The sequence below is a fragment of the Bacillus infantis genome (assembly GCF_050107595.1).
Classification (GTDB): domain Bacteria; phylum Bacillota; class Bacilli; order Bacillales; family Cytobacillaceae; genus Bacillus_AB; species Bacillus_AB infantis_C.
On the sequence record NZ_JBNILH010000006.1, the window covers coordinates 186405 to 211218 of the forward strand.

Sequence of the window (24814 nt, forward strand, 5' to 3'; positions counted from 1 at the left end):
CTGGCTATTATCATGGCAGTTCTACAGTAAAAGCTTCAAACATTTCCGGCTCAGGCATGACAAAGGCTTTGAAAATCAGTTCCTTACTCCCAGCTGCCTTAAATACTTGTTTATATAGGTTTCCTTCCACCCTTTCAGCAAACGGTTCCTTCTCAATTGTGAGGTTTTCTCCATCAGCCGTCTCAAGAATGGTAGGATTTCTCGTCAGCTGGTCATCATAGGCAAATTTACTGTCCACCCTGAAAAATAAGGTGGTACTTTTCTTTGTACGCTCTATGTCTGTTACCGTTATTTTGTCTCCCCCTCTCTGCTCAAGTATAGCTGGAAGACCGCCTTCATTAAGAGGAATTATTACTTCTTCAGGAGCGCTATGCTGGGCCGGCAGCGTATAGGGGATGATGCTCAAGGATTTAGTCCCCTCTTTTACCGGAGAGTATAACATACTAAGCGTTGCCTCCTCCTTTCCGTCCACAGTATTGCCATGCCCGCTTCCCGACATCTGCCTGAGCGCCAACCCCTGATTATCCACAATATTGAAGTGCAAATCTGTATAAGGATCCAGCTTTGTTTGTTCCAAATCAGCTGTCAGACTGACAGAAAGATCCGTACCAGCAGGGCCGATCTTAACTGAATTCACATTCACTTCCATCCCTTGAATGTTTTTGGTTTCTTTAGGCCGGATAACCGTCACTTCGCCGGACTGTTTGACCGGGAATTCAAATTCCCACTTCCCCGGCATCAGACCGACTGCATCCACCCTGAACTTCATGGTGAACTCCTCCGGAAGCTCTTCGGTCGGATTAATATCCAGAATCCCCTGGTATTTTGCCGGTGTAACAAACTTTCCTGACGAGCCTGAGCTAAAGTTGATTTCCTTGCCATCCACATAAATAGCCGGCCGCTCCATTTCTCCGATCGCCAAAAGCGACTCATGTGTGAACCCAAAGGCCAGCCTGGTTCCATCATAAAAGACTTCATTTATGGTTAAAGTGATGCCTTTATCTGTTGCCGATTTGCCGACCACTTGGGTAAGACCTTTTGCATCGGCAATTTCCAGCCCTTCATCTCCCGAACCGCTGAAAAAGGTGCCCACCACCGGGATTTCGGAAGCGATTTTTGCAATGGCAGGAGAGTACATAGCCGATCCAATAAATAGGGCAAAACCTGCTGCAGCAGCACTGATGGTGTATAATGCTTTGCGCCTTAATGTTTTTTTCGGCTTGGTTTCCATTACAGCTTTGCTTATTATGTTATCCAACTTATCTTTCGGCACAGCTATTTTGTCTATTTCTTCCTTGAATTGAGGAAATTCGCTATTCATTGACACACTCCTCCTTCATCTTCTCCCGCAGCAGCCCGATCCCGCGATGGATATTTGTTTTAACAGTGCCTTCCGGACATTCCAGCAATTCTGCAATCTGCCTCACTGAATAATCGCGATAATACCGGAGCATCAAAACAGTCTTATACTTCTCATCCAAGCCCTTTATCAATTCCAGCAATTCAGAACCGCCATCTTCCGGCATATAGGGAGATGTTTTTCCTTCCAGCGCTTCTCTTTCCATTGGGATGACCCTGCTTTTCTTTTTCAGCAGGTCCTTACATGTATTAATCAGGATCCGCGCCAGCCAAGTTGAAAAATACTGTTCTTCCCTTAATTGCTGAATCGATACGAGGGCTTTATATACCGTCTCCTGGAAGGCCTCCAGGGCATCCGCCTCATTTTTCATATACAAGTAAGCCATCTTATACAGCTTCTCTTTCTCTGCCTCCAATAAATCCTGGAAGGCCTTCTTATTTCCCTTTTTCGCCTGCTTCACTTTTTTTATATCCACGCTGCCCCTCCTTTCTTTCTGCTTGTTAGAGTGCTGGGGGATGGGAAACGTTTCAAAATAGAGCAATTATTCAAGTCATGCGCCCACTAATATTTAATATTTTTCAGCGGCAAGCCTTTAAAGCCTTGTACCACCACAAACAACCGGCAGGATTTCCCCTGCCGGCCAACTGCCGCTACTCCTGCGGCTTTTCTATTTTCTTATTGATTTCCACACGTTCTTTCCCCATAAAGAGAATGGTCACTGCTGCAATGCCGATCGGGATGAGGGCCAGCATAAATATGATGGTGATGCTGTCTGACATCCCTGCAATGATTTTATCAAGAACCGGAGCCGGGATTTTCGCCCGCTCCGCCGGTTCGAACAGCTGCTGCGGGTCGCCCATCGGCATCGCCCCGCCGCCCTGCATGCCTTTAAAAGCATTCTGCAGTTTATCAGCAAACACATTTTGCTGAATGATACCGAAGATGGTAATGCCGAGTGTCATGCCAAGCGAACGCAAAAATGAGTTCGTTGAGTTGGCTGAACCGCGGTACCTCGGATCCAGATTGTGAATGGACGCTGTCGGAAGCAGCGAAAATGAAAACCCTACTCCAAATCCGGTGAGGATCATAAACAGAGTCAAAGCCCATCTGGCTGTATCCGGTGTCATATTCCCAAGCAGAAGCATGCCGGCAAAAAAGGAAATGACCGAGATGACCATCAGATACCGATAGCTGGTTTTTGTCTGGAAGATCCCTCCGATGGCGCTTCCTGCCACAGAACCAAGCATCATCGGCGTCAGGATCAGCCCGGCGTTTTTAGCTGACCCGCCGTACACGGCCTGGACAAAAATCGGGATGTACACAGCCAGGACGACAAATGTGCCGCCGTAAAGGAATGCAAGGATCTGGGAAGTTGCAAAAAGGCGGCGCTTGAACATCCAGAAGGAAATGATCGGTTCATCCGCCCGCGTTTCCACCCACAGGAATACAATGAAAAAGAGTACAAAGCCCGCGAACAGTCCGATGATCTGGAAGGAGTCCCAGGCAAATTCCTTTCCGCCGAGCTCAAGGCCGAACATAAGGCTGACCACTGCAGCCACCAGGGTGAAAGCACCGGCCCAATCAATTTTCTGCCTTTGATAGTCATTGGATTCATGATAGTACTTGATGATCAGGAATACGGAAACGATCCCGATCGGTACATTTATGTAGAAAACCCAATGCCAGCTGATCCAGTCGGTAATGAATGCTCCGAGCAGCGGGCCCAGGACACTGGCTGTCCCGAACACAGCCCCGAGAAGGCCGGTCATTTTCCCCCGTTTTTCAGGCGGGAAAATATCAAATACAATCGTAAAAGCTATCGGCATAAGGGCTCCTCCGCCTACCCCCTGGATAGCCCGGTATACGCTGAGCTGGACCATTGACTGTGCAAGTCCGCAAAGGGCCGAGCCGATCAGAAATACAGCCAGTCCAAAAATAAAAAAGCGCTTGCGGCCGTACATATCGGACAGCTTCCCGAAAATCGGCATGCCCGCCATGACGGTGACCATATAGGCTGAGGTGGCCCAGACAAACTGTTCGAATCCGCCCAGGTCTGCCACAATGGTCCCCATCGCTGTGGCAACAATCGTGTTGTCCATCGCTGCCATCAGGATGCCCAGCAAAAGCCCGGCCACTACAAGATTTACATTCTTTTGTTCTGCCACGTTAAACCTCCATTAAAACTGAAATAGGATAGAAAAGATATCTATTCAATTTTAATTATTATCCTTTCAAACATCAATGCCGCCCGTTCGACAAACTCTTACAGAAACACACTGCGGTACCCTATTCTCCGTTAAGAAACAGGGTCGCACTCACATATTTCCTTGTCAGTGTTTTATAGTAGGCTGACAGCACAGTGAGGACAGCGGTTGTCAGCACATTGGAGACAAGCTCTTTTTGGGATCCGGTCAAATCTGTGAATCCTTCCAACGCGGCCTCCGATTCCCTCCGGATTTCCTGCTCCACTTGGAAATGGGCAGTGCCTTCAGCCAGCTTCTGCGGATGCACTTTTTCAAAAATGCCGGCATATCCAGCGTAGAAGTTGATCGGATCAATAACATCATCTGTCCTATCTTCCGGATTATTAAAAAGAAGCGTCAGGATTTTGCGGATTGAGCCAAAATCCAGCGCCGACTTAAGATCCTCCACAATAAACAGGATCGCCGTCTGGTCAATGGTATACTTTTTCCCGGCCTGGGGCGTTCCAACCAGCTCGCGCATTTCTCTTTTAACCCAGTTCTGCACTGCTGTGGACGAAAGATTCGTATACTCGATCTGATTTCCGAGCGAGACAATCTCATTGACACTGAAGCCCGGAACCGGCGAATTCTGCCTCATGATCTTCTCGAATATCGCCGGCATGTCTGTCTCTATGAAAATCTCCAGCTTCTTTCCATATATATTGGTCAGGTGGCCCGACTTCCATGCTTCCTGCAAAACGGCCTTCGGGTTCTTCTCCCCTTCCCCTCTGAGGGCAAACAAAAGCTCCGCCATCCTGGCCCTCGACAACTGAAACAACTCCACGCTACTCAACTCCCGCCCGATACTTTGTAACCCTATCCTAAATCTTTCCCCTGACACCGTCAACGGTGCTTCCGCGTGCCTGGCACCATCCGTGGACAAAAATGGCGTATTTGTCTTTTTGCGGTGTCAGGCACGGAGTTATTGGAGAGGATGTTTTATACTTGCTTATTTGTGAATAATCATTTAAAATAAGGTCAAGTTACAAGTTCAAATGACCTTAAAATTTATATATAAAAAGGATGAGAAGAATTGGGTAAAAGGATATTTTATTTTTTATTGACCAATGTGCTGGTTCTGTTGACCATCTCGATTATTTTTTCTCTGATCGGCGGCGGAAATTATATCAATGCACAGGGCGGGATTGATTTTGCTTCCCTTCTGATATTCAGTGCTGTCATTGGTTTCTCCGGATCCTTCATCTCCCTGGCAATGTCACGCTGGATGGCAAAGCGGATGATGAATGTTCAGGTGCTGAAGCCTGAAGGGTCTTTATCTCCTTCTGAAAGGCAGATTGTTGAAAAAGTCCACCGCCTCTCAAGGGCAGCGGGACTCACACATATGCCGGAGGTCGGAATTTATCATTCTCCTGAGGTTAATGCATTTGCGACCGGGCCTTCCAAAAAACGTTCATTGGTTGCTGTATCGACTGGCCTGCTTCAGGAAATGGATGACGATGCCATTGAAGGCGTCATTGCCCACGAGGTTGCCCATATTGCCAATGGCGACATGGTGACCATGACCCTTCTTCAGGGTGTAGTGAACACTTTTGTTGTATTCCTGGCACGTATCGCTGCCTGGGTGGCATCAAGATTTGTAAGGGAAGAGATGGCACCGATTGTTCACTTCATCGCCGTAATCATCTTCCAGATCGCATTCTCGATTCTTGGAAGCCTGGTCGTGTTCGCCTACTCAAGGCATCGTGAATACCACGCAGACCGGGGAGGCGCAGACCTTGCCGGCAGGGATAAAATGACTCATGCCCTGCAGATGCTGAAAGCTTACTCCGCCCGCATGAAAGGCGAAGAGCAGACAGCGATATCAACCTTGAAAATCAATAATAAAGGCAAACGCTCTTTATTCTCCACCCACCCTGACCTGGATGAGAGAATCAGACGTTTGAACAGCTAATACCACTATGCTGGCCCGTTAAAGGCCGCCTTCCCCCGGCGGATTTAGCGGGCCGGCATTTTTGCTTTCTTCCTTTTCCCCTGGAAAAAGAAAAGCACTGCCGCAGCAGCGCTTTTCCTAGATTCCTCTTTTCACTAAACATTCGTTTTGGCATCCCCTGCACCAATCGGGAATTCTTCCTCCGTCCTTTCGGAAGCAGGTTTTTTTGACCAATAAGTGGCCAGTATCGGTCCGGATATATTATGCCACACAGCACCAGCTACGCTCGGCAGTGCAGCGAGAGGGCCAAAGTGTGCGGTAGCAAGCGCCACACCAAGACCTGAGTTCTGCATGCCGACCTCAATGCTGATGGCTCTCCTCGTACTTTCATCCAGTCTTAAGGCTGAAGCGGCCAAATAGCCCAATAACAGCCCCAATCCATTATGAAGTGCCACAGCTGCAAAGGTTAGCAGCCCTGCCGATGCTATATTGGCTACATTTCCTGCCACCACTGCTGCCACAATAATGATGATGGCAATAACGGAAATAAGCGGAATGACCGTAATCCCTTTTTCTACTGCCTGCGGCATAAAACGGCGGATGAGCAGGCCAAGAACGATCGGAACAATGATGACCTGAACAATCGATAGGATCATGGCTTTTGCATCCACCGGCATCCACTGGCCTGCGAGAAGAAGCAGGATAAAGGGAGTCGCCAGCGGGGCCAGGAGCGTTGAGAACGAAGTCATCGCAATGGAAAGCGGCAGATTCCCTTTTGCCAAGTAAACCATCACATTGGAAGCCGTTCCCCCTGGTACGGATCCCAGGAGGACCAGGCCGGCGGCAAGCTCCGCAGGCAGATTCAAAAGGTAAGCAATTGCGAATGCCCCAAGCGGCATGATGATGAACTGGGCACAGACACCGATAATAACAGGCACCGGATTTTTAAAAATAAGGTTAAAGTCGGTCCCTTTCAAGGTCAGCCCCATTCCAAACATAACAACGCCAAGCAGGATGGTGATATAGCTGCCGAACACAAGGAACGGATCAGGCAGCAGATATGCAATCACCGCCATGCAGATGACCCATACGGCAAAATATTTGCCGGCAATTGTACTGATTGTTTCAAGAACCTTCATCAATTTTCCCCCGCTTTCTTTTTAGACAAGTTTATTGGGATTCAGGAGGCCTTCAGGATCAATTGCCTGCTTGATTTTTTTCATTACCTCGTAAGCCGCGCCATGCTCCCTCTCCTGATACTTCTGCTTTCCAACCCCGACCCCATGCTCTCCTGTACAGGTTCCGCCGCGCTCCAATGCATACATGACTATCCTTTCATTGAACTCCTCTGCCTGCTGCACCTCCACCGGATCATCCATATTGATCATCAGCAGCACATGGAAATTCCCGTCCCCGACATGTCCGACTATGCCCCCGGCCAATCCCAGTGCATCGAGATGGACCTTGCTGTGTTCCACAGCTCCGGCCAGTTCTGAGATAGGCAGGCACACATCTGTTACCATCATCTTCTTTCCTGGATACCCGTGAATATATGCATAAGCGAGATTATGGCGCGCCTCCCAGAGCTGTGTCCTGGAAGCATTGTCAGTTTCAAAATCGATTTGTTCTGCCTGGCAATCCTCGGCGATTGCCTTCATGAACTCAACATCCTGCTTCAGCCCTGCCTCGTTTCCATGAAACTCCAGAAACAGTGTCGGCTTTTCAGCATACCCGGTCCCGCTGAATAAATTGACCTGCTTCATCGAAGCCTCATCAACAAGCTCTCCCCTTGCTATAGGAATTCCTGCCTGCAGGATGCCGACAATTGCTTCGACCGCAGAAGTGATGGTCGGAAAAGAAGCCCTTGCCGCCAGAATGGCTTCAGGTATTCCGTACACCTTCAAGGTCAATTCAGTAAAGCAGCCCAGCGTCCCTTCAGACCCGACAAACAGTCCATTCAAATGATAGCCGGAGGATGATTTTGCCGCCAGATTGCCTGTATGTATAATGGTCCCGTCAGCTGTCACCACTTCAAGATCACGAACCTGATCCCGCATCACTCCATACCTGACCGAGGTTGTCCCGCTCGCATTGGTCGCAGCCATCCCGCCTAAAGTGGCATCTGCCCCAGGATCAACCGGGAAAAACAAACCATATTTCTTCAGCACTTTGTTCAGCTGGGACCGGGTAACGCCCGGCTGCACTCTCACAAGAAAGTCCTTCTCCCTAACCTCAAGCACTTTATCCATTTTTGAAAAATCGACAGTTATCCCGCCGTCATAGGGAATCACATGCCCTTCCAGGCTGGTCCCGCGCCCAAATGGGACAACCGGCATTTTATGACGCCTGGCCGCCATGATAATATTTTTGACATCCTCCGCCGATTCCGGAAAGACCACCACATCCGGCAGGCTTTCCTTATGATAGGATTCATCCCGGCTGCGCTGCTCCCTTTCTGTTTGATTGACAGATACCTGCCCTTCTTTTAACACACTCTGCAGTTCCCCGATCACTTCCGTGCTGACTGTACTCATGCATCTCTCTCCCTGCTGAATAATGGTTTCTACCAATTAGTTAAATTTCCAGATTGGTCCAACCTTTTTGTCCATTTTACTAAATTGTCTGAAAAAATCAATAACTTCTTTCAAAGTGTTGAGCTTTCCCTGGATATTCTGTATGATGAAATCGCTTTACCTGTCATTTTTAGGGAGTGGATAATATGAAAAAAAAGGCCTATGAAACTATAATAGACCACCTCCAGCATATACTTTTTTCCGGTGCCTTCCAGCCCGGGGACAGGCTTCCGACTGAACGGGAGCTGGCAGCCCGCTTTAAGGCGAGCCGCACATCTGTCAGAGAAGCCTTAAGGCAGCTCGAAGCACAAGGGCTGCTCGAAATCAGGCAAGGCAGCGGGAGCTATTTGAAAGCCAGTACGGAAGCCCGGCCAGAGAGCGTCTCTTTTACCATTGAAAATGAAAAAACTAAGCTTGTGTATGAAATGCTGGAACTGAGGCGTGCTTTAGAGGTGGAGTGTGCCGGGCTTGCAGCACAGAGGGCAGGCTCTCTGGATTTGGAGCCGATCAGACAGGCCCTTCTCCTGATGGAGAGCACCGATGATGCAGAGCTGGGGATTAAGGCGGATGTCGACTTTCATTTCGCCATTGTCAATGCCGCCCGCAATTCTATCTTTGCCAAACTGTTTGAAACGGTAAGCGGACATATGAATGACACCATCCGTGCCACCAGGAAGGAAAGGCTCCTTGATCCATCGAGAAGACAGGATACCATTGAAGAGCACAAAGAAATCTTTCTGGCCATCGCATTAGGCCACGTCCAAGATGCAAGGCTCTCCATGGAAAAGCACATCTCCCAGATCCGGAGGGAGCTTTCTTTAGGGTTGATCGAGAGGCAGCAAATACAGTGAGCATATTATAGGCTGAAATCAGGAGGATCATTATGTATTGGGAGACTATGCCCGGCTGGTTCTGGGCAATCTATTATTCTATTCTGTTCATCACAATGGCTGCGGCGGTCTATTCTATTATTAAAAAACAGCTGATGATTCCATCAGTCATTTTAATTCTCTCTGCCCTGAGCTTACCGGTTGTCAGCATGATATCAAGCATCGAAAGAGATACTTCAATAAATGAGCTGGAACACTTCCTCAGCCAGCTTCAGCAAGGTGCGGGCTGGACTCTATTTTCATTAACGGGATATTTATATTTGGCAGTTTGGTGGTTTCTGTTCTTTTTAAAAAAGAGGAAAAATGTACAGTTTTCTTCTTAATCAAACGTTTGATTAAAGAGCCTTAAACACTTGGGGCAGCTGCAATCTTCGGTTCTAAAGGCTGGATGGAAAATTGCCTGATGACTTTTCTGATAGGAACGGGAGTACCTTTCTTTCGGGATAAATCATTTATGAATGGCCTATAAAATAGTTCACAAAATGTTCACTTACGAGGGGGGTCCTTCTCTCCCTATAATAACTGGGTGTCAAAAGAAGGGATGATGAACGTGCCGACAACGAAAAAAGAAAGCCTGCAGTTCGGGCTGATGATGTGCCTGGGAATGGTGGTCGCTATGACTACTTATAATCTCGTAATCAATGGAATGATCGGTGAAATACCAATTCTTTCATTAATCTTTCAGTATATTACCGGCTTTGCTGTTGCAATCGTACTGGAAATATTTATCGTAGGCCCTGCGGCCGGAAGGATGGCTTCTAAGCTGCCTTATGACAAATCGAATAAATTTATTAGCATTGTTTCTATGTCGTTATGCATGGTAGCGGGAATGGTTCTCCTCATGTCTTTGTATGGACTCATCACAGCCTATTTCACCGGACACCTTACTGGGGGATCATGGATGCAAAGCTACGGATCAATCGCTTTTAAAAACTTTATCTTCGCCCTGCCCCTGCAGCTTCTCATTATGGGTCCGCTTGTCCGCTTTCTATTCGGGAGATTTGTTAAAGGCAAAGAGATGGCTGGATCAGCAGTTTAATTGCACTAGAAAAAAGGGCGGTTCTCCCGCCCTCCTTTTTAATCCACTGCTTTTAAATGGAATACATATGATTGGAAATCTCCGCCGCGCTCGGCAGCCTTTCCATTGACACCGTTGAACTCAGCGGGCAGCTGCAGCCCTGATTGCATCAGCTCATCCCCGTAATAGCTTCTGCTGCTTCCTGATACCTGATACTTAATAGAAGGATCCAGTCCTGAAAGCTTCAGCATTTGCTGTTTCGGCGGATTCGCCATTGCCAGCACTTTATACCAGCCGACAAGCGCCTCCTTTTTGTCCTCATTTACTGTCAGCCAGGCTGTTTCGTTGCCTTCAAAAGGACTCAATAATCTGTAGAAATGCCCGTCCCTTATCAGGCTTCGATGCTGTTTATAAAAAGAAACCTGCTCTGAAATCCGGCTGCGCTCTTCATCTGATAGACTAAGGGGATTCAATTCATAACCGAATGTTCCAAAATAGGCTGTATTGGCCCGGGTAGGCAGCGGAGTCTCTCTTAAAGTCTGGTGGTTCGGCACGGCTGATACATGTGACCCGATGCTATACAGAGGATAGGCAAAAGAGGTCCCATATTGGATCTTCAATCTTTCGACTGCATCTGTATCATCGCTTGCCCACGCCTGCGGGGCATAATACAGCATTCCGGGATCGAACCTGCCGCCCCCGCCTGCACACGATTCAAATAATACCTGCGGAAATTCTGCTGTCAGCTTTTCATACAAGCGGTACACCCCAAGTATATAACGGTGGAAGAATTCCCCCTGCTGCCCGGCCGGAAGATTTGCTGAAAAGGCTTCCGTGATATTCCGGTTCATGTCCCATTTAATGTAGGACAATCCTGTCGTTTTAATGATGCCTGACATTTTCTCATATAAATACTCGACGATTTCTTCCCGTGAGAAGTCCAGGACCAGCTGGTTCCTCCCCAGGGTTTGACCCACCGCCCAGTCAGGATGCTTTTCATACAGCCTGCTTTTCGGACTGATCATCTCCGGCTCGAACCAAAGGCCGAATTTCATTCCGGTTTCCTTTATTTTTTCTGCCAGCTTCTCCAATCCATTCGGGAGCTTGCTTTCGTCTGTTTCCCAGTCGCCAAGCGAGGTTGTGTCATCATTGCGCTTGCCAAACCAGCCATCATCCAGGACAAACAGCTCGATTCCCAGCTCTGCAGCCGATTTTGCGATATTCACCAGCTGTTCTTCGTTAAAATCAAAGTAGGTGGCCTCCCAGTTATTAATCAGAATCGGCCTTTCCTTTTTGCGCCATTGCGCAGGAATCAGATGTTTCCGGTATAAATTATGGAAGGCCTGGCTCATCCCGTTCAGCCCGCTGTCAGAGTATATCATCACTGCTTCCGGGCTCTGGAATGACTCCTTTTCCCCCAGAGACCAGTGAAACCCGAAAGGATGGATGCCAGCTGTCAGCCTTGCTGCTTCATAATGGTCTACCTCAGCCTGGATGATGAAATTGCTGCTGTAAACAAAGTTTAAGCCATAGACCTCGCCGCTATGCTCGGTCGCATCAGGTCTCGCCAATGCTGCAAACGGGTTATGATGGTGAGAGCTTGCCCCTCTTATGCTTGAAATGGACTGGATTCCTGCCTGGAGCTTTCTTTCCTTCACATGCCGCTCCCTTGACCAGGTACCTGCCAGATGAAGAAAGCGAAAGTTACTATCAGGTAAATCAATGGACGCACTCATCAAACGGTCTATTTCAAGAGGCTCTTCTCCTTCATTTTTAAGGCGGACGCTTCTTGTGATCGCAGGATGATTCTTGAAAATGGTGTAATTCAGCACAAGCTCAGCCTGAAGCTTTTCATCCCTTAAAAAAATCTGGAGTGTGGCCGCTTCCCCATTCTCCTCCGTGTAGGTGGCCGGAAGCCCCTTAAGCAGGGGCTTCCCTTCTAGTACCAGATACCGTTCAAAGCGAAAGTCAGGAATATGATTGAATCCATTTCTTTTAACCACAATGGCAGGCTCCCTGAAATCCGAGCTGCCATAGACTGGATATTCCTGGCGCAATGTTTCAAGGGAAAAGGCAGGATCATCCGCATAAGGGTGGCAGCTTGCTGCGGTCGGTACATCATAAATCTGTAAATGGGAAAAATCCTCCCGGTGGCGGAGTGCCTTTCCGTAATAAAGATGGCCAAGCTGGCCGTTTTTCATGACATGAAAAATATAGCTGACCTGCCCATTTGTGAGATGGAACTGTCTTGTCTCTCTGTTTGCATGTATTAGCATAGGATCACCTGCTTCAAAAAATTCTTATACCCGCTCAATGACAAACTCGAATACCATGTCTTTTTCCGGCTGGATTATATGTTCGCTGTGGACAGGAGCCCCCCAGCTGTCATCGCCGCCCACACCCATCTGGCGGCCGGCAACTGTCACCACTGTGTAATGGATATCAGGCAGTTCATAGTGATGGTTTGCATTCTCCAATTCAAATGCCGTGTATGGGGAAACTGTACACTCAACCGGCTCCCCTGCTGCAGAGATCCTGAGGCCTGAACCGGTCTGGCTGGTTATGTCTACTGTGCGTACACCGGTCCGGTTTCCGGACTCCTGCGGCATCACATAGCCGGAGAAATTATCCTTTACTGTGTTCTGGAATCTTCCAAGCCTGGCTCCCCGATTGCGGTCATCATAATTCTCCTCCGGCCCAAGGGCATACCAGTCAAGCCTTTCATATTCAGCCGGCACCTTGAAGGAGAGGGCGAAAATTGGCATTTGCGGAAGATTTTCTGCACCATTGTATACTGATCTTACATGTATGGAACCATCCTCACGTACTGTGTAATGAACCTTTACGCTCATTTTTTCGCTGATGGAGAAATGATAGCTGAACGCAATTTCGCAATAGCTTTCTTCTTCCTTTACTTCAACCGCTGTACACTGCCTTGCAAGGCTGGCCGCATACCAAGCCCCTGATGTGAACCCTTGGGCAAATCCTCTGTCATTGTCAGTCGTCGCTCTCCAAAATAAAGGGAATACCGGATAGGAGATCATTTCTTTTCCTGCATTTTTCATCGAGACAAGCGTTCCAGCCTGCTTAGAGAATAAGATGGAAAAATCGCTTCCATGGACGCCGATATTTACGTCTCCCTGAATCAGCTTAAGTTTGCCGCAGGCTGCTTCAGCTGCTTTTTGCCCAGCTTCCACCTCGAAAATATACTGGCCAAATGCAGCTTCATGCCCTTGTTCTGCCCATTGCTCCGGCTCTCTAAGGATAAGCGAAGCTGTAATGCAGTACTCACCAGCCTTATCTCTAATTGCTTCAGGCCATTCGAAGACTGCATACCCTTCTTCACCTGGATTTACAGACAAGGACGAAAATCCTTTGAAAATCTCTTTACCCTCATGCTGCAGTGTATACTGAAGGTTATAGCGTTCCAGATTAGTAAATAAGCTTTCATTCTTAATCCTGGCACCTGCCCATTCTACTTCCAGCTTGAAGTCCTGATACAGGAATTTCACTTCCTGCATTTTTGGGGACAGCTCCCGGTTGGCATAAACAATGCCGTTCGTGCAGAAGCCGTAATCTGTCGGCCTGTCGCCGAAGTCCCCGCCATAGGCAAGGAATTCTTTGCCGAAGCGGTCTTTTTTCACCAGTGACTGGTCAATATAATCCCAGATAAAGCCGCCCTGGTACATTGGATATTTATTTTCCAAATCCGTATATTTGTACATGCCTCCAAGCGAGTTGCCCATCGCATGCATATATTCACAGCTGATGTATGGCTTTTCGGGATTTTCGCTCAAGTATTTTTCAATATCGGCCGGCTTGGCATACATTCGGCTTTCCATGTCGCTCGTTTCGCTGTAGTTCCGGTCATAAAATACCCCTTCATAATGAACGAGCCTGCCAGGGTCTTTTTCCTTGAAATACTTTGAGACATTCAGTATCACATCGCCGGCATATGATTCATTGCCGCAGGACCAGATCAGAATGGATGGGTGATTTTTATCGCGCTCATACATGGAAATGGCGCGGTCCATGACAATATCCTCCCATTCCGGCAGATTGCCCGGAATATTCCAGGAAGGCTCTACTTTGCCCATCTTCTGCCATGATCCATGAGTCTCCAGATTCATTTCATCAATAACATAAATCCCGTATTCATCACAAAGCTCATACCACAGGCTCTGGTTCGGATAATGCGAGGTGCGGACAGCGTTGATGTTATGCTGCTTGAGCGTCTTTATATCCCAGAGCATATCTTCCCTGGTGATTGCCCTCCCCGTCCGGCAATTGAACTCATGCCGGTTGACGCCTTTAAAGACAATCCGCTTGCCGTTCAGTGTCATGATTTTATCTTTCATTTCAAACCTTCGGAATCCTACTCTTTCCGGAACAACCTCTTCTATACTTCCGTTTTCTCTATAAACCGTTAGATAAAGCTTATACAGGTTAGGCTGCTCGGCACTCCATAATGCAGGAGAGTCAAGACCGAGCGTGAATTCCCAGCTCCCGCCGCTTTCAACTGCCTCGCCCGAGGAAACCCGGTTTCCAAGGTCGTCATATAAATCTGCTGCAATCCGTGACGGCACATCAGAGCCCTTCAGCAGTTCAAGCCTTCCCTTCAGCGTCCCGCTGGTGAAGTGGTCATCAAGCTCTGTCCTGACATCAAGGTCATAGATGTGAGTGCCAGGTACGGTGTACAGATACACATCCCGGAAGATGCCGGAAAAACGCCAGAAATCCTGGTCCTCCAGCCAGCTTCCTGTGCTGCGCTGGAACACTTCAACAGCGAGTTTGTTGCTGCCCTCCTTCAGAAAAGGAGTCAGTTCAAACTCGGCCGGAGTGAAGCTGTCCTCACTGTAGCCTACGAATTCTCCGTTCAGCCATACATAGAATGCGGACTCCACTCCCTGGAATGAAATATAAAGGGGCTTGCCCTCCATGGTGCCAGGCACCGTGAATTCTTTTACATAGCTCCCGACAGGATTAACGTCCTGCGGAATCTCAGGCGGGCGGATGTCAGCCAGCCCGTCCCATGGATACATTGTATTTGCATACTGGGGCTTGCCATAGCCCTGAAGCTGGATATGGCCAGGTACGCTGATATAATCCCAGCCATCACAAGAAAAGTCCTGTTTGTAAAACTCGGAAGGCCTCATAGCGGGGTTGACCGAATAATTAAATTTCCAGCTGCCATTCAAGCTGTGGCGCATGCTCATGGAAGCACCCGCCCTGGCTTCTTCCAGTGTTTTATAGTATTTATGATCTGAGTGTGCGGGGAGGCGGTTCACTGCAAACACACTGACATCCGATAGCCAATTTAAAGATGGAGTTGAAGACATTTTCCTGCACTTCCTTTTTATAAAAAATTTATTTAACCGATCCCATCATCCCTGCCACGAAGTGCTTCTGCATAATGAAGAAAATCAGTGCAGACGGGAGGGTAGCAATGACGATGGCTGTCATGATCACACCGTAGTCAGGTGAATAGCTGGAGCCCAGATTGGATATCAATAGCGGAATCGTCTGGTTTTCCGGTGACTGAAGGACAACCAGCGGCCAAAGATAGCTGTTCCAGCTTGCCATAAAGGTAATGATTGCAGCTGCAGCATAAGTCGTTTTCATGGTTGGCACATAAATGCGGAAAAAGATGCCCAGCTCAGTAAGTCCATCAATCCGCCCGGCTTCAAGAATATCGCGCGGGAACATCTTTGTGCTCTGCCTGAAGAAGAAAATCAGAAAAGCGGTTGTAATCGTAGGCAGGACAGCTGCCGTCAGGGTGTCGATCCCGATCATTGGCATAGTCTGCGAAATGGTTCCGAACATGCGGAATAAAGGTACCATTAAAGCAGCAAACGGAATCATCATAGATAAGAGAAGAATATTGAACACGATATCCTTCGCCCGGCTTCGGTAAATTTCAAAGCCATAGCCTGCAAGAGAAGCAATCAGAAGCGCCAGCAGCGTCGTAGAAATCGAGATTTTCGCTGAATTCATTAAAGCCGGCACCAGATCAACCGTATTCAGGAGGTTCGTCACATTATCCATAAAGTGGCTGCCTGGAAGCAGCCTGCCTTTCGTTACATCTGCTGACCTGTTTGTTGAACTGACGATCATCCATAGAAATGGGAATATGGAAATGATAGAAGCCGCCACCAGTACGGTGTAGCCTATTATACGATTCGATTTACTCATTCCTGTCACCTGCCACTTTAAACTGAATGATGGAGAAAATGACAATCAAGATGACAATGGCATATGAAACCGTTGCAGCATAGCCAAAGTCTGGTGTGTACTTAAAGGAAAGATTATAGATATATTGAGAGATTGTCATCGTTGCATTTGCCGGTCCGCCCGCAGTGATATTCATGACTTCGTCAAAGAGCTGCAGTGTACCGATTGTTGATGTAATAGATGTAAAGAGAATGATCGGCTTCAGCATGGGCACCGTTATTCTGAAGAACTGCTGGAAAGAAGAGGCGCCGTCCATTTTGGCTGCTTCGTAGATTGACTGATCCACATTTTGAAGAGCCGATAAATAAAAAATCATATTATATCCCGTCCACCGCCAAGTGATTGCCACAATGATCGTCACTTTTGCCCAGAACGGGTCAGTGAGCCAGGAAATCGGCTCAGAAATGAGCGCCAGCTTCATCAGCATAATATTGATGATTCCATCCTGGCTGAAAAGATACTTAAAAATGACCGAGTACGCTACCAGCGACGTCACGCACGGCAAAAAGATCGCTGTCCTGAACAGACCCTTCCATTTAAGTGTTTTGTTGTTAAGCAATACAGAAAGGAATAAAGCCAGGATAATCATCACTGGCACCTGGACAATCAAGAAGATAACTGTATTTTTAAGCGTTGTCAGGAAAGTTGGGTCCTTCAGGAGCCGGGTATAATTATCGATCCCGGTGAATTGAAGGTTTGCGCCTGTCCCTGACTGAAACGAAAGAAGCAATGCCTGTGCCATTGGATAAAAATAAAATAAGCAAATTAATCCGGCTGCAATGATGATAAACGACCATCCAACTGCACCATTCTTTATTTTAAGCCTTCTGTTTGGTCTTGCTGTGCCAGGACCATGCCCCGGCTTTTCTGCTGTCACTGTCTGGCTGGCTTTTGCCGGCATCATATTCATCAGCTCCCAACCTTGTTTTGAGTAGGAAAAAGCCCCGTTCATCCGCCTGATAATCAGTTAGCTCCATTAAACCGAAAGGAGTAGCCGGCGAATTCCCGAGGCTTAATTCTTATTTATTTTATTTATTGAATCTGCGCTTCTGCCTGTGCCTGTGCGTCTTCAAGCGCCTTATCCAAATCTTTGCCCTTTAGATAGTTCTGCATTTCAACTGCCAGAATATCTTCAATCGCATATGTGTGTAATCCGTAGTTTACTTGAGGGATCTGTTCTGTCCACTGTGCGAAGTCAGAAATGACCTTCTGGCCGCCGAAGAAGTCGTCACCGGATGTATACGCCTCTCCCTCTGCTGCCGGTTTGTAAGTGCCAATTGCCCCGATTTCCGTATTCAGAGTCTGATAAAAATCAGCATTGGATCCAAAGGTCTTTGCCAGGAATTCTGCTGCTTTCTCTTTACCAGGGATATTCAGAACGTACCATGAGCTGCCCCCGAGATTTGAGGCATTTACTGAGCCTGAAACGTCTGACTGCTTCGGCTGCGCTGCGACTGTCCATTTGCCGGACTGGTCAGCTTCTGCTTTGATGGAAGCTGTGATCCAGTTGCCTGAAGGAACTGTTGCAACATCTCCGCTGTTGAAGCCTGCCACAAACTGGCTCCAGTCTGAAACCGGCTTAACAAGGTCTGCATCCAGGATAGCTTTGTATGTCTTGAAAGCTTCCTTCAATGCTTCGTTGTCTGCCAGATCAGGCGTTTTTCCATCTTCTTTCAGATACCATGAGCCGCTGGACTGGATCATGGTGCGGATCAGGCCAAGATCTTTCGGGTCCTGAGTCAGCATATGCTTGCCTGTAGCTTCTTTCACTTTTTTGCCGATTTCAATATATTTGTTCCAGTCAATGTCTTGAATATCATCAGGTGTATAACCCGCCTGCTCCAGATAATCAGTTCTGAAGTAGAGACCTGTTACACCTGTATCAAATGGAAGTCCATAATTCTTGCCATCAAGGCTTGTCGGCGCAATCTTGTATTGCGCGAAGTCATCTGCATTGAATGAATCTGTCAGTTCGTAGAACATATCAGGATATGCCTGCAGGAAGCTTTGAGCACGATAGTCCTCGATCAGGACGATGTTCGGCAGTCCCTTTGTCGTCCCTGAGCTCAGGCTTGTGTTAAGCTTTTGAATGATGTCCGCCTGTGCATTTTCAACAATCTTCACGTCTAGCTCAGAGTCCTCTTTCTGATAAGCTTCTTTTGCCAGTTCCAGTGCTTTGATGTTGAAGTTTGGATCCCATGCCCAAACTGTTATTTCATTTGTATCTTTCGATTCTCCTGAAGCATCTTCAGTATCTGACCCTGAAGAACAGGCAGACAGCATCAATACTGCGATTAATAAAAAGGCCAGCAGCTTTTTCATTGATTCCCCTCCATCTATATTTTGTAAGCGTTATCTTTCTGTCTTTATCCTAGCATCTTACAGGAAGGGAGTATTAGGAGGATTTTTCTTAACATTTGTAATATCTTTGTCTCATGAATGCGTTTTCATTAACTTGTCCTTGGACTATTTTTAGAAATTCGGACGATTTCAAGCTCTTGGGAGCGGTATTGTGAGCCGAATGGTTGTCCCGTCTCCCGCTTTACTGGAGATGGATACTCCCGCATCGTCCCCATATATGAGCTGCAGCCGTTCATGTACATTTCTTACGCCGATGCCGGTGAAGAGCTGCTGCTTGCTTTTCGCAGGCATCTGCTTATCTTCCTCAACCTCCATTCCGTCACCATTATCCACCACCTCGCAAATCAGGCTGCCGTTTTCCTTCCAGATCAGTACATTGATATAGCCTCCGGCCTTCCGATTGAACGCGTGAAAAAAAGCATTCTCCATAAAAGGCTGAAGGATTAGATTGGGAATAAGCTCCTCAAGACAGTCAGGTGAAACAAAATAATTGGTTTTGATCCGGTCTCCATAACGCTTTTGATTAATAAAAGCATAATTTTTAAGATTTTCAAGCTCCCTCTTGACCGTCACGGTTTCACTTGGAGAGCCGATTGTGTTTTGAAGCAGCGATATAAGCGCCATAATGGTGTTTTCCGCCTCCTGCCTGCCTCCCTGCTGAACCATAAAGCGGATTGACGTGAGCGTATTATATAAAAAGTGCGGGTTGATCTGCTGCTGAAGGGCTGCCAGCTCGGCGTTGCGCTTTTCCTTTTGCGTCTGCATCAGTTCCTCGACATAATCATGAAGCTCGTCCAGCATACTGTTAAAGGCATGGGCGATTTTCTTTGTTTCATAGGTCCCTCCCACAGTCACATACTGGACAAAATCATGCTTGGCCGCTCCTGAAATCTGACTTGCCAGGGTTGAAAGAGAATTTGTCAGCCTCCGGGAAGCAAAAAATACTATAAATAATATGACGATTACAATTAAAATAACAATCTGGGCAATATCGCTTTTATCAACCAAATCTCCGAACGCCACTTCCTTATCAATAATATTGAACAGGTATAAGTCAAAGGAAGGAAGATATTCCATTAGGATAATGTGATCCTTCCCCATAAAATCCCCTACTTTATATGGCTCAGTTCCTTCCAATTCCTCTGTATAGCGGCGGAGGTCAGCTGATGTCCGGCCAATCAGATCCGATCTGCTGCTGGAGAAAATAACCCCCGATTTATTTGTGACAAACACATGATTCCCCGGGCTTGTATAGCTGGCATAAAACTTCCTGAATTCTTTCTCCTGGATGGCAAAATAGAGCTCCCCAAAGTCCCTTCCTGAAATCGGCTCCCTGATTGCCCTTGATGCTACGATAAAATTCCTGTCATCCAATTCAATTTCCTTGCCCGGCCTGAAATCATACTGATACATCAGCCTCTTTGGATTCCGGAGCGTATTTTTCCGGATGGCACTCCTTCTCAGCTCCTCGTCGGTTATGGGCCAGTAGGGCCGGTCGGTCGCATAATCCATTCCATTCTTGCCCGTTACCACAATGCCTACCTCATACGCATCCAGATACGATGTAATCCGGTTCATCTGCTGATACATATTAAAATAGGAAATCATCTGTTCATATTCCGTTTCCCGGTCACTCAGTATCCTTTTGACCGCCCCATTTTGAAGAACTTCATTTGAAGTATTAACAATAGAATAATGAAAAGATTCAAAGCTGTCCTTCACCTGATTCATTACCTTTGAATTAGTGATGCTGAATCTATCGATAAAGAACTGTTCAGACATCCTGACCACTGTCACAGTCAGTACAGCGGATACCGAAATGATAATGAACACTGTGAAAAGGAACTGCTTCATAAAAAGTCCGTTAAGTCTCATAAACTCTCATCTCTTATCTCGTAAAGTATTTTCGTTTATATTGGCTTGGCGACAGCCCCGTCCTTTTCTTGAACACCCGGCAAAAATAACTGTGATCAGAGAAACCGACCAGCCCGCTGATTTCTGATATGGTTGCCTCCCCCTTCAGCAGGAGCTTAGAGGCCTCCTCTATCCTTATTTTGTTCAGCTGCTCAATAAAGCTTCCCTCGTTATGGGCTGAGAAGTAGCTGGATAAATAGGAAGGATTGAAATGAAAGTGCCTGGCAGCTTCAGTAAGGGTAATAGGCTCTGCATAGTGTTCTTTCATGTATTCAATAATTTTTTTTATAGTAATGCCGTTTTGGTTGTCAGCAGGAACCAGGGATACACTCATTTCTTCAATAAAGCGCGACAGGACTTCGAGCGCCTCCTTTGCAGTCCCTGCATCTTCGATAGCTTTGAAGTATTCATATTTCTTCTTTTGGATCGCTTCTGCTTCAACATCCATATTTCCAAGGATGACCGTAAGATTAAAAATGCTATTCCCCAAGAATGCTTTAAACTCAAATGGTTCGAGAGAACTGTCTTTTGCCAGGGAAGCAGCATATTCACTTAAATAGGCCAGCGCAGAATGAGAGCTTCTGCTTTTGAATTCCTCTGTAAACCATTCCAGGCTGAAATCCTTCCTGCCAGAATCACCGGCAGGCAGCTCTTTTTCCCTCAAAAGCCCTTTATCAGGAAAATAAAAATAATAGGGAAGCAGTTTCAGGATACTGCTCTTCCACACAGCACCAAGCTCAGAAAACTCCCTGAATGGACCGCTGAGCGCAAAGGCAGCTGCATTTTCAGAAACAGCAGCTGCCTCGATTGCAAGGAGAATCTGGGCCTCCTTCTCTTCTGTGTTAATCAAAATCCCTGTAATACTTTCAACTGTAAAAAACGGCACAGCAGCCGTTTTGTCCGCCCTTTGAAGAATGACTGCTTTGACTTGATCCGCAAGCTCTGCTGCAGTCTTTGCTGTACGCTTAGCCTCTATTCCCAGCAGGTAATAATCGCCGAAAGGAAAACTTTGTTCTATAGCAGAGCGGTCTAGAGCCACATCATAGCCGGCAGCCAGCTTTTCTATTACTGATTCTATTGAATGGCTGCCGGCTCCTTCCGTTTGCATAAGGGAGGGAATTTTGCTGGCGGCTGTCTGAAGTACCTTCAAGAGTCCTTCCGCATCAAGCTTTGGTTTTAATATATAGTCAACCGCCCCGTTCTGGAACGCCGTTCTAACATAGTCGAATTCCCCATAGCTGCTCAAAACGATGATTTTTATATCAGGATAGCGCTTAGTCACTATCCTTGTCAGTTCCTCTCCATCCATGATCGGCATTACAATATCTGTCAGAACAATATGCGGTCCTACTGCCTCAATCATGTCCAGTGCCTCCTGGCCATTGGAAGCCTCACCCGCAATCTTGAAGCCAGCTTGCTCATAATCCATATAATGCTTGATTCCCTGCCTTATCAAAACCTCGTCATCTACGATAAGCACTCTGCACAGCTCTTCCTTTGGCATAATTGACCCCTCCATGCAGGAATTTGTGTTTTTCTCTATTATAAATTATTCTCGGAAACGTTTTCATATTTAAATGCAGGTAATTTTCGATGTAAATTAGTGACAGATTATCTACGATGATTATGATTCTACCTAATTTTTCAATTTTTCTACATAAAAACTGAATTATTCTACAAAATTTTTGCTTTTTTCTACATAAAAATCAGTGGATTCAACAAATAGTACATTTTATGGTAAAAAAAGCGCCGGTCCACTCTGGACCAGCGCTTCCCTTCGTTCTGCTTTACTTATCTTCCGCAACCTTCACCAGCTGCTTGCCCATATTCTTTCCTTCAAAAAGACCAAGGAAGGCATCAAGGATATTCTCAAATCCTTCTGTTACCGTTTCTTCGTATTTGAGCTTTCCTTCGCTGACCCATTTGCCGAGGTCAGCAGCTGCTTCTTTATAGCGGCTGGCGTAATCTCCGACTGTGAAGCCTTTCATGAGCGCGCTCGTTTTGATCAGCTGGCCCTGGACGCGCGGACCTGTGTCTTCTCCCTGCTTGTTATAAGCCGAGATAGCACCGCATACCGGCACCCTTGCAAATTTGTTCAGAAGGCTGATGGCTGCATCGCCAATTTCTCCGCCGACATTTTCAAAATAAACATCAATGCCGTCCGGACAGGCCTTTTCCAAAGCATTTTGGATATCGCCTGCTGTCTTGTAGTTGATGGCTTCATCAAATCCAAGCTCATTTTTCAGATAAGAAATTTTCTCATCAGATCCTGCAATTCCGACTACACGTGCTCCCTTGATCTTAGCAATCTGGCCCACTGCGGATCCTACTGCTCCTGCCGCACCTGAAACAACGACTGTTTCATTTTCCTTCGGCTGGCCAATGTCAAGAAGCCCAAAATAGGCAGTCAGTCCTGGCATTCCCAGTATCCCAAGGTGAGTTGAGATTGGGGCAACCTGGGGATCAATTTTGCGGACAGCCTTTTCTGAGGCAACGGAATATTCCTGCCATGGCAGCATTCCGACAATATAATCACCTTCATTAAAAGCATCCGACTTGGACTTTACTACCTTAGCCACCCCTCCGCCGTGGAGTGCCTCATCGAGCTTGAATGGCTCTACATATGATTTTGCATCAGACATCCGCCCGCGCATATAAGGATCCACAGACAGATAAATCGTCTCAAGCAAAACCTCTCCTTCCTTCGGCTCCTCGACCTTAACATCGGCAAAACGGAAATCATCCTTCACAGGTGTCCCTTTCGGACGTGAAGCAAGCTGAATTTGCTGCTGAGTATTCGGTAGCATGGTCATCCTCCTCTTAAATGATAATTGCACTTTACCATATTGATGAATGGTGATTCAATCTTGAAGGGCCAACTTCCGCACATCCCGACGAAATACCCAGCACTCACGCCGTGCCAGGCACCGCAAAAAGACAGTTTCCGGCCTTTTGTCCACGGAGGGTGCCAGGCACGGTGAAACCTATTGCCTGCTCGTTCGTATATAATCATAAGGGAAAAAATGTAATCATCATTTTTCCATTCTGCTGATAATCAGGAAAGAGGGGAACCCCTATGCCGACCTTACTTATTGTTAACCTTTGCATTGTGTTAGTTCTTTCCGCTTTTATGTCCTATATTACGAGGAACGGAAAAAAGAAGGACAAGGGATTTATTCTGTCTTATTATGAATTGAGCCATAGAAGAAAAGTGATTCGTACCTTATGGGAGCTGCCTTTCCTCATTCTCCTCCTGACCCTGATGTTCTTTTTCACGGATATTGAAACTATCTATATGCTGTCCCTTTCCGCCCTGCTGATCTTCGCTTTTATTGGCCAGTTCTGCTATAACTACTATAAATGGAAACAGAAGGAGAAGGCATGATCGGTTGAGATCATGCCTTTTCCTTCTGTTTCGCGTACCTGGCACCGCAAAAAGACAATACCGCTATTTGTCCACAGACGGTACCTGGCACAGGCAGTACCGGCAGCACCGGCAGCATTCTTTTAGAAAATAGTCCCCTTAAATTTTTCCGGCTTTGTAACATAGCTTTCAATTATGTACCCGCAGCAAGTGCAGATGATATGCTCAACGGGTGATCCAAAGCTCATCTTATTGTCGGGTATGATTGTCCCATATCCGTGCTGACTGCCTTTGCCTAATTCCTTCCCTTCGCATTTTGGGCATTCCCCAGCTATTTTTTTCACCGGTACTCCTCCTTCTTTTAGCACTCTTTTGTATCTAATACGAAAACAATGAAATTAAGTTCCGCTATCTTAACTGAAACTTCCCAGCAGTTCATCCGTCCCCGGCCGCCAAATCATATGATGGGAACCCTTTCCCCAATAGTCTTCCATTACAACCTCTGGCTGTCCGAACTTCCGCTTCCATATTTCCTGGGCTCTTTTGTACCCGCTGTCGAGGCAGAACTCCTTTATTCCCCTTTCCTGAAAAACAGAATACAGACTGCCCAGCAGACTGCTGCCAATTCTCCTGCCTTGAAAATCAGGGTGGACAAAAACTGTGCCCACTTCAAATAAACCTCTGTACTCCCCGCCAGTGCCTTCAAGGATCAGACTGCCGGCGGGCCCAAATTCAACAGTACCGATCATTTTCCCATCCACCTGTGCAAGCAGAAAATACCGGTTCTCCCCCCGGCTTGAAAGATCCTCCAGCAGGTACTCTTTTTTTACTTCAATCTCTTTCTCAATATCATCTAAAAGCCCTCCGATGCCTTCCTTGTTAAACGTATCGGTGATCACCATTCTAAAAAAGTCATTCAGTTCCGCTGTATCTCCGTAAACAGGTCTTCTAATATGCATCTCCAGCATC

21 protein-coding genes are annotated in these 24814 nt (G+C 47.0%); 5 read left to right on the forward strand and 16 right to left on the reverse strand.

Features of this window, described 5'->3' with window-relative positions; genetic code table 11:
• Positions 1–10: 10 nt before the first annotated feature.
• The 4 genes from ACQCVH_RS14395 to ACQCVH_RS14410 form a co-directional block, all read right to left on the reverse strand.
• The gene (locus ACQCVH_RS14395; RefSeq protein WP_426836344.1) at positions 11–1321 is read right to left on the reverse strand and encodes a DUF4179 domain-containing protein; all 1311 of its coding nucleotides are present in this window, start codon (positions 1319–1321) and stop codon (positions 11–13) included.
• Entirely contained in the window at positions 1314–1835 is a 522-nt protein-coding gene (locus ACQCVH_RS14400) for a sigma-70 family RNA polymerase sigma factor (RefSeq protein ID WP_426836345.1), read from the reverse strand. Before ACQCVH_RS14400 ends, ACQCVH_RS14395 begins: the two co-directional genes overlap by 8 nt.
• A 175-nt stretch (positions 1836–2010) precedes the next feature.
• Positions 2011–3468, reverse strand: a complete 1458-nt coding sequence (locus ACQCVH_RS14405) for an MDR family MFS transporter (RefSeq protein WP_426836471.1) — start codon at positions 3466–3468, stop codon at positions 2011–2013.
• Positions 3469–3646: 178 nt separating this feature from the next.
• Entirely contained in the window at positions 3647–4387 is a 741-nt protein-coding gene (locus ACQCVH_RS14410) for a DUF1836 domain-containing protein (RefSeq protein ID WP_426836346.1), read from the reverse strand.
• 249 nt (positions 4388–4636) lie between these two features.
• Between ACQCVH_RS14410 and htpX the strand changes: the two genes are divergently transcribed.
• Positions 4637–5515, forward strand: a complete 879-nt coding sequence (gene htpX / locus ACQCVH_RS14415; protein WP_094768018.1) for a protease HtpX — start codon at positions 4637–4639, stop codon at positions 5513–5515.
• A 134-nt stretch (positions 5516–5649) separates the two neighbouring features.
• Here the strand turns inward: htpX and ACQCVH_RS14420 are convergent, their stop codons facing one another.
• Both ACQCVH_RS14420 and ACQCVH_RS14425 read right to left on the reverse strand, forming a co-directional pair.
• A complete protein-coding gene (locus ACQCVH_RS14420) occupies positions 5650–6633 on the reverse strand; it encodes a bile acid:sodium symporter family protein (protein ID WP_426836347.1) in 984 nt (327 codons plus the stop codon).
• 21 nt (positions 6634–6654) lie between these two features.
• Positions 6655–8028 (reverse strand): FAD-binding oxidoreductase, encoded by a 1374-nt coding sequence (locus ACQCVH_RS14425; protein WP_426836348.1) that lies wholly within the window; start codon positions 8026–8028, stop codon positions 6655–6657.
• 185 nt (positions 8029–8213) lie between these two features.
• On the opposite strand from ACQCVH_RS14425, the gene ACQCVH_RS14430 reads away from it, so the two are divergent.
• From ACQCVH_RS14430 to ACQCVH_RS14440, 3 genes are all read left to right on the forward strand, one after another.
• A complete protein-coding gene (locus ACQCVH_RS14430; protein ID WP_426836349.1) occupies positions 8214–8918 on the forward strand; it encodes a FadR/GntR family transcriptional regulator in 705 nt (234 codons plus the stop codon).
• A gap of 32 nt (positions 8919–8950) precedes the next feature.
• Positions 8951–9280: a hypothetical protein gene (locus ACQCVH_RS14435; protein WP_426836350.1), complete on the forward strand. Its 330-nt coding sequence runs from the start codon at positions 8951–8953 to the stop codon at positions 9278–9280.
• Positions 9281–9507: 227 nt separating this feature from the next.
• Positions 9508–9996, forward strand: coding sequence for a DUF2798 domain-containing protein (locus ACQCVH_RS14440; protein ID WP_426836351.1), 489 nt, complete (start codon positions 9508–9510; stop codon positions 9994–9996).
• Between the two features lie 38 nt (positions 9997–10034).
• On the opposite strand, the gene ACQCVH_RS14445 is transcribed toward ACQCVH_RS14440, so the two are convergent.
• From ACQCVH_RS14445 to ACQCVH_RS14480, 8 genes are all read right to left on the reverse strand, one after another.
• Positions 10035–12251, reverse strand: a complete 2217-nt coding sequence (locus ACQCVH_RS14445) for an alpha-galactosidase (protein ID WP_426836352.1) — start codon at positions 12249–12251, stop codon at positions 10035–10037.
• A 24-nt stretch (positions 12252–12275) separates the two neighbouring features.
• Entirely contained in the window at positions 12276–15314 is a 3039-nt protein-coding gene (lacZ, locus tag ACQCVH_RS14450) for a beta-galactosidase, LacZ type (protein ID WP_426836353.1), read from the reverse strand.
• Between the two features lie 28 nt (positions 15315–15342).
• Entirely contained in the window at positions 15343–16167 is an 825-nt protein-coding gene (locus ACQCVH_RS14455) for a carbohydrate ABC transporter permease (protein WP_426836354.1), read from the reverse strand.
• Positions 16160–17110 (reverse strand): carbohydrate ABC transporter permease, encoded by a 951-nt coding sequence (locus ACQCVH_RS14460; protein ID WP_224905650.1) that lies wholly within the window; start codon positions 17108–17110, stop codon positions 16160–16162. The genes ACQCVH_RS14455 and ACQCVH_RS14460 overlap by 8 nt, the downstream gene beginning before the upstream one ends.
• Positions 17111–17238: 128 nt before the next feature.
• Positions 17239–18528 carry an ABC transporter substrate-binding protein gene (locus ACQCVH_RS14465; protein ID WP_426836355.1) on the reverse strand — a complete coding sequence of 430 codons (1290 nt, stop codon included), beginning with the start codon at positions 18526–18528 and terminating at the stop codon, positions 17239–17241.
• Positions 18529–18696: 168 nt separating this feature from the next.
• Positions 18697–20442, reverse strand: coding sequence for a cache domain-containing sensor histidine kinase (locus tag ACQCVH_RS14470; RefSeq protein WP_426836356.1), 1746 nt, complete (start codon positions 20440–20442; stop codon positions 18697–18699).
• Positions 20443–20455: 13 nt separating this feature from the next.
• Positions 20456–21985 carry a response regulator transcription factor gene (locus tag ACQCVH_RS14475; RefSeq protein WP_426836357.1) on the reverse strand — a complete coding sequence of 510 codons (1530 nt, stop codon included), beginning with the start codon at positions 21983–21985 and terminating at the stop codon, positions 20456–20458.
• Positions 21986–22268: 283 nt separating this feature from the next.
• Entirely contained in the window at positions 22269–23288 is a 1020-nt protein-coding gene (locus ACQCVH_RS14480; RefSeq protein ID WP_426836358.1) for an NADP-dependent oxidoreductase, read from the reverse strand.
• A 269-nt stretch (positions 23289–23557) separates the two neighbouring features.
• Here ACQCVH_RS14480 and ACQCVH_RS14485 point away from each other — a divergent pair, with 269 nt between their 5' ends.
• Positions 23558–23866 (forward strand): hypothetical protein, encoded by a 309-nt coding sequence (locus ACQCVH_RS14485; protein ID WP_426836359.1) that lies wholly within the window; start codon positions 23558–23560, stop codon positions 23864–23866.
• Between the two features lie 122 nt (positions 23867–23988).
• Here the strand turns inward: ACQCVH_RS14485 and ACQCVH_RS14490 are convergent, their stop codons facing one another.
• Both ACQCVH_RS14490 and ACQCVH_RS14495 read right to left on the reverse strand, forming a co-directional pair.
• On the reverse strand, positions 23989–24189 hold the full coding sequence (locus ACQCVH_RS14490) for a transcription initiation factor TFIIIB (RefSeq protein ID WP_426836360.1): 201 nt from the start codon (positions 24187–24189) through the stop codon (positions 23989–23991).
• Positions 24190–24258: 69 nt separating this feature from the next.
• Positions 24259–24813 carry a GNAT family N-acetyltransferase gene (locus ACQCVH_RS14495; protein WP_426836472.1) on the reverse strand — a complete coding sequence of 185 codons (555 nt, stop codon included), beginning with the start codon at positions 24811–24813 and terminating at the stop codon, positions 24259–24261.
• Position 24814 lies beyond the last annotated feature (1 nt).